The 8,903-nt window shown below is 53.3% G+C and carries 12 protein-coding genes; 8 read left to right on the top strand and 4 right to left on the bottom strand.

All coding sequences use genetic code 11. The features are described from left to right. Positions 1–163: 163 nt before the first annotated feature. On the bottom strand, positions 164–730 hold the full coding sequence (gene gmhB / locus M2433_RS21060; protein ID WP_429057385.1) for a D-glycero-beta-D-manno-heptose 1,7-bisphosphate 7-phosphatase: 567 nt from the start codon (positions 728–730) through the stop codon (positions 164–166). Positions 731–918: 188 nt separating this feature from the next. On the opposite strand from gmhB, the gene metN reads away from it, so the two are divergent. The 6 genes from metN to proS all read left to right on the top strand — a co-directional run bounded on the left by metN (position 919) and on the right by proS (position 6,498). After that, positions 919–1,950 carry a methionine ABC transporter ATP-binding protein MetN gene (gene metN, locus M2433_RS21055; protein WP_023334590.1) on the top strand — a complete coding sequence of 344 codons (1,032 nt, stop codon included), beginning with the start codon at positions 919–921 and terminating at the stop codon, positions 1,948–1,950. Beyond that, positions 1,943–2,596 (top strand): methionine ABC transporter permease MetI, encoded by a 654-nt coding sequence (locus M2433_RS21050; RefSeq protein WP_003856130.1) that lies wholly within the window; start codon positions 1,943–1,945, stop codon positions 2,594–2,596. The genes metN and M2433_RS21050 overlap by 8 nt, the downstream gene beginning before the upstream one ends. 40 nt (positions 2,597–2,636) lie before the next feature. Next, positions 2,637–3,452: a methionine ABC transporter substrate-binding lipoprotein MetQ gene (metQ, locus tag M2433_RS21045; protein ID WP_014168729.1), complete on the top strand. Its 816-nt coding sequence runs from the start codon at positions 2,637–2,639 to the stop codon at positions 3,450–3,452. Between the two features lie 106 nt (positions 3,453–3,558). After that, positions 3,559–3,963: an Rcs stress response system protein RcsF gene (gene rcsF, locus M2433_RS21040; RefSeq protein WP_059311916.1), complete on the top strand. Its 405-nt coding sequence runs from the start codon at positions 3,559–3,561 to the stop codon at positions 3,961–3,963. After that, a complete protein-coding gene (gene tsaA, locus M2433_RS21035; RefSeq protein WP_429057381.1) occupies positions 3,960–4,667 on the top strand; it encodes a tRNA (N6-threonylcarbamoyladenosine(37)-N6)-methyltransferase TrmO in 708 nt (235 codons plus the stop codon). The genes rcsF and tsaA overlap by 4 nt, the downstream gene beginning before the upstream one ends. Before the next feature lie 112 nt (positions 4,668–4,779). Continuing rightward, positions 4,780–6,498: a proline--tRNA ligase gene (gene proS / locus M2433_RS21030; RefSeq protein WP_429057378.1), complete on the top strand. Its 1,719-nt coding sequence runs from the start codon at positions 4,780–4,782 to the stop codon at positions 6,496–6,498. A 48-nt stretch (positions 6,499–6,546) separates the two neighbouring features. Here the strand turns inward: proS and nlpE are convergent, their stop codons facing one another. Genes nlpE through M2433_RS21015 form a run of 3 tightly spaced genes read right to left on the bottom strand, consistent with a single transcriptional unit; the run spans position 6,547 to position 8,244 of the window. Then, the gene (gene nlpE, locus M2433_RS21025) at positions 6,547–7,245 is read right to left on the bottom strand and encodes an envelope stress response activation lipoprotein NlpE (protein ID WP_059311918.1); all 699 of its coding nucleotides are present in this window, start codon (positions 7,243–7,245) and stop codon (positions 6,547–6,549) included. A gap of 34 nt (positions 7,246–7,279) precedes the next feature. Continuing rightward, complete coding sequence (gene arfB, locus M2433_RS21020; RefSeq protein WP_429057395.1) at positions 7,280–7,702, bottom strand: alternative ribosome rescue aminoacyl-tRNA hydrolase ArfB; 423 nt, start codon at positions 7,700–7,702, stop codon at positions 7,280–7,282. After that, entirely contained in the window at positions 7,699–8,244 is a 546-nt protein-coding gene (locus M2433_RS21015; protein WP_059311919.1) for a YaeQ family protein, read from the bottom strand. Before M2433_RS21015 ends, arfB begins: the two co-directional genes overlap by 4 nt. 195 nt (positions 8,245–8,439) lie before the next feature. On the opposite strand from M2433_RS21015, the gene M2433_RS21010 reads away from it, so the two are divergent. Both M2433_RS21010 and rof read left to right on the top strand, forming a co-directional pair. Further along, positions 8,440–8,640 carry a YaeP family protein gene (locus M2433_RS21010; protein ID WP_008501889.1) on the top strand — a complete coding sequence of 67 codons (201 nt, stop codon included), beginning with the start codon at positions 8,440–8,442 and terminating at the stop codon, positions 8,638–8,640. Then, positions 8,627–8,887 carry a Rho-binding antiterminator gene (gene rof / locus M2433_RS21005; protein ID WP_047346425.1) on the top strand — a complete coding sequence of 87 codons (261 nt, stop codon included), beginning with the start codon at positions 8,627–8,629 and terminating at the stop codon, positions 8,885–8,887. The genes M2433_RS21010 and rof overlap by 14 nt, the downstream gene beginning before the upstream one ends. The last annotated feature ends 16 nt before the right edge of the window (positions 8,888–8,903 follow it).

Here is an 8,903-nt window from a genome sequence, read left to right as displayed (position 1 = left end):
GTCAACCCGTTATTTCAGGATTTTTTCTCTTCAACCGACCGGGTTGTTTGTGAAGTGATTCACATCCGCCGTGTCGATGGAGGCGCATTATAGGGGGCCGCCGAGGAATGACAAGCGGAAAAATGCATTTTTATTTCAACCGCTCACCTTTTCGCCAAAAAGGCTATTTTTGGTGCTTTTTAATCTCTTTTGGCAGTTCGGCCAGACTATTAATCACCCAATCCGCTGCATTTTCTGCTTCTGGCGTCACTGGCTTACCTGTGCGAACTAATATTTTAGTTCCTACACCCGCTGCCGCTGCCGCCTGCATATCTTCCAGTTTATCGCCCACCATATAAGAGGCAGCCATATCAATGTGCAGGAACTGCTGCGCTGAGATGAACATCCCCGGGTGCGGCTTACGGCAATCACAGGTCTGACGATACTCTTCTACTGTTCCCTGTGGGTGGTGCGGACAATAATAGATACCATCGAGATCCACACCGCGGTCGGCCAGCGACCAGTCCATCCATTCCGTCAGCGTTTCGAACTGCGCTTCGGTGAATTTACCGCGTGCAATACCGGACTGATTCGTCACAACCACCAGCGCATACCCCATCTCTTTCAGCTGGCGCATGGCATCTATTGCGCCTTCGATAAACTCGAACTCATCAATCTCATGGACATAACCGTGATCCACATTAATAGTGCCGTCACGATCGAGAAAAATTGCGGGTACTGATTTTGCCACCGGCTTGCTCCTGAAAAAGGCATGTTCGACTAGTATCTCATGAATCGCAGCGCAATAAAGTGCTCATCGTACAGAGTTGGATTGATTTAGACGTCTGGATGCCTTAACATCCGTTTTGTTTACGGTCATCACCCGTATCTGGCAGAAGAAAATGCCACGGCTAACTTACATACGATAAAAATAATCTAATGATTAAACTTTCCAATATCACCAAAGTGTTCCAGCAGGGGAACCGAACCATTCAGGCGCTGAACAACGTCAGCCTGCATGTTCCTGCTGGTCAAATTTATGGCGTCATTGGCGCATCGGGTGCAGGCAAAAGTACGCTGATCCGTTGTGTTAACCTGCTTGAGCGCCCAACCCAGGGCAGCGTAGAAGTTGGTGGGCAAGAACTTACCGCCCTTTCAGAGAAAGAACTCACCAAAGCGCGTCGTCAGATTGGCATGATCTTCCAGCACTTTAACCTGCTGGCATCCCGCACCGTGTTCGGCAACGTTGCCCTGCCGCTTGAGCTGGATAACACGCCGAAAGAAGAAGTTAAGCGTCGCGTCACCGAACTGCTCGACCTTGTTGGTCTGGGCGACAAACATGATAGCTACCCGGCAAATCTGTCCGGTGGGCAAAAACAGCGCGTGGCCATTGCCCGCGCGCTGGCAAGCAATCCGAAGGTACTGCTGTGCGATGAAGCCACCAGCGCGTTAGACCCGGCCACCACGCGTTCTATTCTGGAACTGCTGAAAGACATTAACCGTCGCCTGGGCCTGACGATCCTCCTTATTACGCACGAGATGGATGTGGTGAAACGCATCTGCGACTGCGTGGCGGTCATCAGCAACGGTGAACTGATTGAGCAGGATACGGTAAGTGAAGTGTTCTCGCATCCGAAAACCCCACTGGCGCAGCAGTTCATTCAGTCCACGCTGCATCTGGACATTCCGGAAGACTATCTGGAACGTCTGAAAACCGAACCAACGGCAGACAGCGTGCCGATGCTGCGCATGGAGTTTACCGGTCAGTCCGTTGATGCTCCCCTGCTTTCCGAGACCGCGCGCCGCTTTAACGTAAACAACAACATCATCAGCGCGCAGATGGATTACGCCGGCGGCGTGAAGTTCGGCATCATGCTGACGGAAATGCACGGCACACAAGAAGAAACCCAGGCAGCCATTGCCTGGCTGCAAGAACATCACGTAAAAGTAGAGGTACTGGGTTATGTCTGAGCCGATGATGTGGCTGCTGGTTCGCGGCGTTTGGGAAACGCTGGCAATGACCTTTGTCTCTGGTTTCTTTGGTTTTGTGATTGGCCTGCCGGTCGGCGTCTTGCTGTACGTGACGCGCCCGGGTCAAATCATTGAGAACGCGAAGCTGTACCGTACGCTTTCTGCGCTGGTGAATATCTTCCGTTCTATCCCGTTCATTATTCTGCTGGTGTGGATGATTCCTTTTACCCGCGTCATCGTCGGAACGTCAATTGGACTGCAGGCGGCTATCGTTCCGCTGACCGTAGGCGCCGCGCCGTTTATCGCCCGTATGGTGGAAAATGCCCTGCTGGAAATCCCGACAGGTCTGATTGAAGCCTCCCGCGCAATGGGCGCAACGCCGATGCAGATCGTGCGTAAAGTTCTGCTGCCTGAAGCACTGCCGGGCCTTGTGAACGCGGCAACCATTACGCTTATCACCCTGGTGGGATATTCCGCGATGGGCGGTGCCGTTGGTGCCGGCGGTTTAGGTCAGATTGGTTACCAGTACGGCTATATTGGATATAACGCTACCGTGATGAATACCGTTCTGGTATTGCTGGTTGTTCTGGTTTACTTAATCCAGTTCTCTGGCGATCGCATCGTCCGGGCTGTTACTCACAAATAACGTTACACACAACACAAACTCTACGAGTTAAGGATAAAACATGGCGTTTAAATTAAAGACCTTTGCAGCAGTAGGCGCGCTGATCGGCTCTCTGGCACTGGTGGGTTGCGGTCAGGACGAAAAAGATCCAAACCACATTAAAGTGGGCGTTATCGTGGGTGCAGAACAACAGGTTGCTGAAGTCGCTCAGAAAGTGGCAAAAGAGAAGTATGGCCTGGACGTTGAGCTGGTGACCTTCAACGATTACGTCCTGCCGAACGAAGCGCTGAGCAAGGGCGATATCGACGCTAACGCTTTCCAGCATAAACCTTACCTGGACCAGCAGATCAAAGATCGCGGCTATAAGCTGGTTGGCGTCGGTAACACCTTCGTTTACCCAATTGCCGGTTACTCTAAGAAAATTAAATCACTGGACGAGCTGCAGCCGGGCTCTCAGGTTGCCGTGCCTAACGATCCAACCAACCTCGGTCGTTCCCTGCTGCTGCTGCAGAAAGTGGGCCTGATCAAACTGAAAGACGGTGTTGGCCTGCTGCCAACCGTTCTGGACGTCACCGAGAACCCGAAAAATCTGAAAATTGTTGAACTGGAAGCGCCGCAGCTGCCGCGTTCCCTGGACGATGCACAGATTGCCCTGGCCGTTATCAACACCACTTACGCCAGCCAGATTGGCCTGACGCCAGCCAAAGACGGTATCTTCGTTGAAGATAAAGACTCCCCGTACGTTAACCTGATCGTGACTCGCGAAGACAACAAAGACGCGGAAAACGTGAAGAAATTTGTGCAGGCCTATCAGTCTGACGAAGTTTACCAGGAAGCCAACAAAGTGTTTAACGGCGGCGCTGTTAAAGGCTGGTAATCTCACCTCAGTGTAATATCATCAAGACGGGCTTATGCCCGTCTTGTCATTTGTGCAGTCAACTGATTCAATATCTGACGTTTTGATTATCCATTGAGGAAATATTATGCGTGCTTTACCGATCTGTCTTTTAGCACTCATGCTGAGCGGCTGTTCTATGCTAAGCAGATCTCCCGTTGAACCTGTTCAAAGCACGGCAACCCCGCCAAAAACAGAGCCTGCAAAACCGAAAGTGGTGCGCTCTGCGCCGGTTCGCATTATTACGAAAGCGGACGAACTCGTCGGCAAACCGTTCCGTGAACTGGGCGAAGTGAGCGGCGATTCCTGCCAGGCGACCAATCAGGACTCACCACCGAATATCCCGACAGCGCGTAAACGCATGCAGATTAATGCCGCAAAAATGAAAGCCAACGCGGTCCTGCTGCACAGCTGCGAAGTCACCAGCGGCACGCCAGGCTGCTACCGTCAGGCAGTTTGCATCGGTTCGGCGCTGAACATTACGGCGAAATGAGTGCATTTCAGTTCGAGCAGATAGGCGTTATCCACTCTCCTTATAAAGAGAAGTTCGCCGTACCCCGCCAGCCCGGTCTTGTCACCAGCGGCAGCGGTGAGCTTCACCTGATAGCACCTTACAATCAGTCCGATGCGGTACGCGGGCTAGAAGCTTTCAGCCATTTATGGGTGGTATTCGTGTTTCACCAGACGATGGAAGGCGGCTGGCGTCCTACCGTACGTCCTCCTCGTCTTGGCGGAAATGCCAGAATGGGCGTGTTTGCGACTCGCTCAACCTTCCGTCCAAACCCGGTTGGCATGTCGCTGGTTGAGCTGAAAGGCATACGTTGCCAGAAAGATCGGGTGATACTGGAGTTAGGTAGCCTGGACCTGGTCGACGGCACGCCGGTTATCGACATCAAACCCTATTTGCCCTTCGCCGAAGCACTCCCGGACGCGCGCGCCAGTTACGCTCAGGACGCACCGCAGGCGGATATGCCTGTCTATTTTACGCCTGATATCGCCTCGCAGCTCAGCCAGCTCGAGAAACGCTACCCTCGCTTGCGGAATTTCATCACCGAAGTTCTGGCGCAGGACCCCCGTCCGGCCTACCGTAAAGAAGAGGAAGCAGGAAAAACGTACGCCGTCTGGCTGCTCGATTTTAACGTTCGCTGGCGCGTCACCGGGGCAGGTTTTGAAGTGTTTGCCCTTGAACCCAGGTAATTTTGTTCTCCTCTCTTTTGGCATCTTTGCCACACTGGTAAACTAAACCACTTTTTTTGTGTCAGGCTGATGTTTCAGCCTGTTCCAATCGTCGAAATGGAACCGTAACAACATGCGTACTAGCCAATATTTGCTCTCTACTCTGAAGGAGACGCCTGCCGACGCCGAAGTGATCAGCCATCAGCTGATGCTGCGCGCCGGGATGATCCGCAAGCTGGCCTCCGGGTTATACACCTGGCTGCCGACCGGCGTGCGCGTCCTGAAAAAAGTCGAAAACATCGTGCGTGAAGAGATGAACAACGCCGGTGCTATCGAGGTGTCCATGCCTGTGGTTCAGCCCGCTGACCTGTGGCAGGAGAGTGGCCGCTGGGAGCAATATGGTCCTGAACTGCTGCGCTTCGTCGATCGCGGCGAGCGTCCGTTCGTTCTCGGCCCAACGCATGAAGAAGTCATTACCGACCTGATTCGTAATGAGCTGAGCTCTTACAAACAGCTGCCGCTGAACTTCTTCCAGATCCAGACCAAGTTCCGTGACGAAGTGCGCCCGCGTTTCGGCGTCATGCGCTCTCGCGAATTCCTGATGAAAGATGCTTACTCTTTCCATACCTCTCAGGAATCCCTGCAAGAGACCTACGACAAAATGTACGAGGCATACAGCAAAATCTTCTCCCGCATGGGTCTGGATTTCCGTGCTGTGCAGGCTGATACCGGCTCCATCGGCGGTAGCGCGTCCCATGAATTCCAGGTGCTGGCACAGAGCGGCGAAGACGATGTGATCTTCTCTGACTCCTCTGACTACGCGGCGAACATCGAATTTGCAGAAGCGCTGGCGCCAAAAGCGCCACGCGGCGCGGCAACGCAAGAGATGACGCTGGTTGATACGCCAAACGCGAAAACCATCGCCGAGCTGGTTGAGCAGTTCAACCTGCCTGTCGAAAAAACCGTTAAAACGCTGCTGGTTAAATCTACCGAAGGTAGCGCTTATCCGCTGGTTGCCCTGCTGGTGCGTGGCGATCACGAGCTTAACGAAGTGAAAGCAGAGAAGCTGCCGCAGGTTGCCAGCCCGCTGACGTTCGCTACGGAAGCGGAAATCCGCGCCGTGGTAAATGCAGGCCCAGGCTCGCTGGGTCCGGTGAATATGCCGGTTCCTGTTGTCATTGACCGCACGGTTGCCGCAATGAGCGATTTCTCCGCCGGTGCAAACATCGACGGTAAACATTACTTCGGCATTAACTGGGATCGCGACGTGGCGACTCCTGAGGTGGCAGACATCCGTAACGTGGTCGCAGGCGATCCAAGCCCGGACGGCCAGGGTACCCTGATGATTAAGCGCGGTATCGAAGTGGGTCACATCTTCCAGCTGGGTGATAAATACTCGCGCGCGCTGAACGCCGCTGTTCAGGGTGAAGATGGCCGTAACCAAATCCTCACCATGGGTTGCTACGGTATCGGGGTGACGCGCGTGGTGGCTGCAGCAATTGAGCAGAACTACGACGAACGCGGCATCGTCTGGCCGGACAACATCGCGCCGTTCCAGGTTGCGATCCTGCCAATGAACATGCACAAGTCTTACCGCGTGCAGGAGCTGGCAGAGAAGCTGTATGCCGAGCTGCGCGCGCAGGGTATCGAAGTGCTGATGGACGATCGTAAAGAGCGTCCGGGCGTGATGTTTGCCGATATGGAACTGATCGGTATCCCGCACACCGTCGTTATCGGCGACCGCAACCTCGACAGCGATGAGATTGAATACAAATACCGTCGCAGCGGCGAAAAACAGATGATCAAGACCGGCGACATTCTTGATTACCTGCTGAAAGCCATCAAAGGCTAAACAAAAAAACCCCGCTCAGGCGGGGTTTTTTAATGGGTAATTGTCAGCTTATTTACTGTTACAGTCTTTGCCTGCAACAAACTTCGCGTCTTTATCTGCCACCAGCGTTTTCACCATCTCTCCGCTATCCGGGTTTGGCTCCAGCGTAAAGTGACCGTCAACCGTCAGCAATACCGGCTTGCTGTCATTCCCGCGCGCAACCGCGTAATCACGTTCAAGCTGCGCATTGTTTGCTACGCTGACCTTCCTGCCGGTTGCGCAGTCGGTAAAGATCGCCGCATCAGCCATATAGAAATACATCCCCCGCATTGCCATTGGCGTGGCAGGCAGAGCCGCTTTTACCGGCGCAAGCGTGTAGTTGAACTGGGATTCAATCGGGTTACCTTCGCGGTCAAGCATCTCCATCCCCTCGCCTTTGGCGCGGAAAAAGGTTTTCTCACCGGCGGTGTCCGTCAGAACCAGCTTCTCAGCCGTACGCGCCCATGTCCCGTAAGTCGCAAATGACGAGGGTTCTTTAGCGCCCTGATAGCGCTGATTCATAACCCAGGTTCCGTCTTTTTGCAGGAACAGTGACGTTTCAATGCCTTCACAGTCTGCACAAGGCAATACGCCGCGCCAGCTCTGCTGCATTGGCTTTAACTCTTCATTCTGCGCGGGCTGCATAACCTGCGTTTCAGAACGGTTGTTACACCCGAAAAGCGCAAACAGCGTACTCACTGCCAGCGCTGACAATAATGCTTTTTTCACAATGAATTCCTTATGAAATTTGTGTTCCCTTTCGTCACTCTGTCGGGCGACGAACTTTACCGCGTAGTGCTTTCACTGTGGATTTTTGGGCCTTCGAGGACAGCCGACGCTCTTTCGATGCGCGGGTTGGTCGCGTTGCCCGGCGGCTCTTTTGTACCGTCGTTAATTCTTTAATGACCGCCACCAGCCTGGCTATCGCCGCTTCCCGGTTTAACTCCTGGCTGCGGTATTCCTGAGCTTTGATCACAATCACGCCATCGCTGGTAATAAGGTGATGACTGGCGGCGAGCAGGCTTTCTTTATAATACTCTGGCAGGCTTGAGGCCCGAATGTCAAAACGCAAATGGATAGCCGTGGAAGCCTTGTTGACGTGCTGTCCCCCTGCCCCCTGAGCCCGAATGGCAGCGATCTCCAGCTCATTGTCAGGAATGCTGACGTTTCGGGACAAGACGATCATGACGCGGGTTGCCACGCCGTCAAATGAATTTCCAGATTATTCTGAGAATCAGAGAGCCAGATTGCGCCGTCCTGAATCGTCGCCTGCAACACCATGGTCCGGCCGGCAAATTCGCTCAGCTGCGCCAGCTGCTCATCATCCAGATACCAGACCGTGAGATTTTTAAACTGTCCGCACTTGCTCTTGCTTTGCTGCCACCAGATCTCCGCAGCGCGCTGATTATATGCGAATAAGGCCACTTCAGCGGACTGGGTGCAGGCCTTCTTAATCCTGCGCTCGTCCGGCAGACCGAGTTCAATCCACAAATCGATACCCAGATGATCGTTGCGCAGCCAGGCTTCAGGCTCGTCTTCTGCGCTTAACCCACGGGTAAACTGCAGACGCTCGTCGGCGTACTTTATCCACGCCAGCAGGCGCAGCATCATGCGCTCCTGGGTTTCAGAGGGGTGGCGTGCCAGAGTAAGCGACGCATCCAGGAACTGGTTGCGATCAAGATCGGCCACATTGACCACTGCTTTATAGATTGTCGCTTTCAGCGCCATGAGAGAACTCCATTCGAATCAGGCGCCCATTGTAGCGAAAACAACGGCAAAAGGCTGTTACGGGTGTTAAATACACCGCTATCAAGGCTCTGATATTGCTTAAATGAGTATGGTATAGTCACCTTGCTAAACCGAGTTTATCTTCGTAGGCTTAATGATATCTCACAGTAAGTCAGTGCGCTGGCGGGAGGGGATGTGAATAATTATTGTGAGTTAATTCGCAAACGGTATGCGGAAATCGCCAGCGGAGATCTGGGGTATGTCCCGGACGCGCTGGGCTGTGTATTGAAAGTGCTTAATGAAGTGGCCTCCGATGAGAGCCTTTCAGAGTCGGTCAGGGAAAAAGCAGCGTATGCTGCGGCGAATTTACTGGTGAGCGATTATGTCGATGAATGAAACTTATCAACCCATCAATTGTGATGACTATGACAACCTCGAACTCGCCTGCCAGCATCACTTAATACTGACGCTGGAGCTAAAAGATGGCGAAGTGTTGAAGGGAAAAGCCAGCGATCTGGTTTCACGTAAGAATGTGGAATATCTGATAGTGGAAGATGCCGGAGCAACGCGTGAGCTGCGTCTGGATAAAATTGCCAGCTTCAGCCACCCGCAAATCGGCACCGTCGTGGTGAGTGAATCCTGATGACACCAACGGGCAG

This window comes from Enterobacter sp. AC1 (assembly GCF_050434705.1).
GTDB classification, from domain to species: Bacteria; Pseudomonadota; Gammaproteobacteria; order Enterobacterales; family Enterobacteriaceae; genus Enterobacter; species Enterobacter cloacae_L.
Note: the sequence above shows the minus strand (reverse complement) of the source record. Positions and strands in the feature narration are given on the sequence as shown.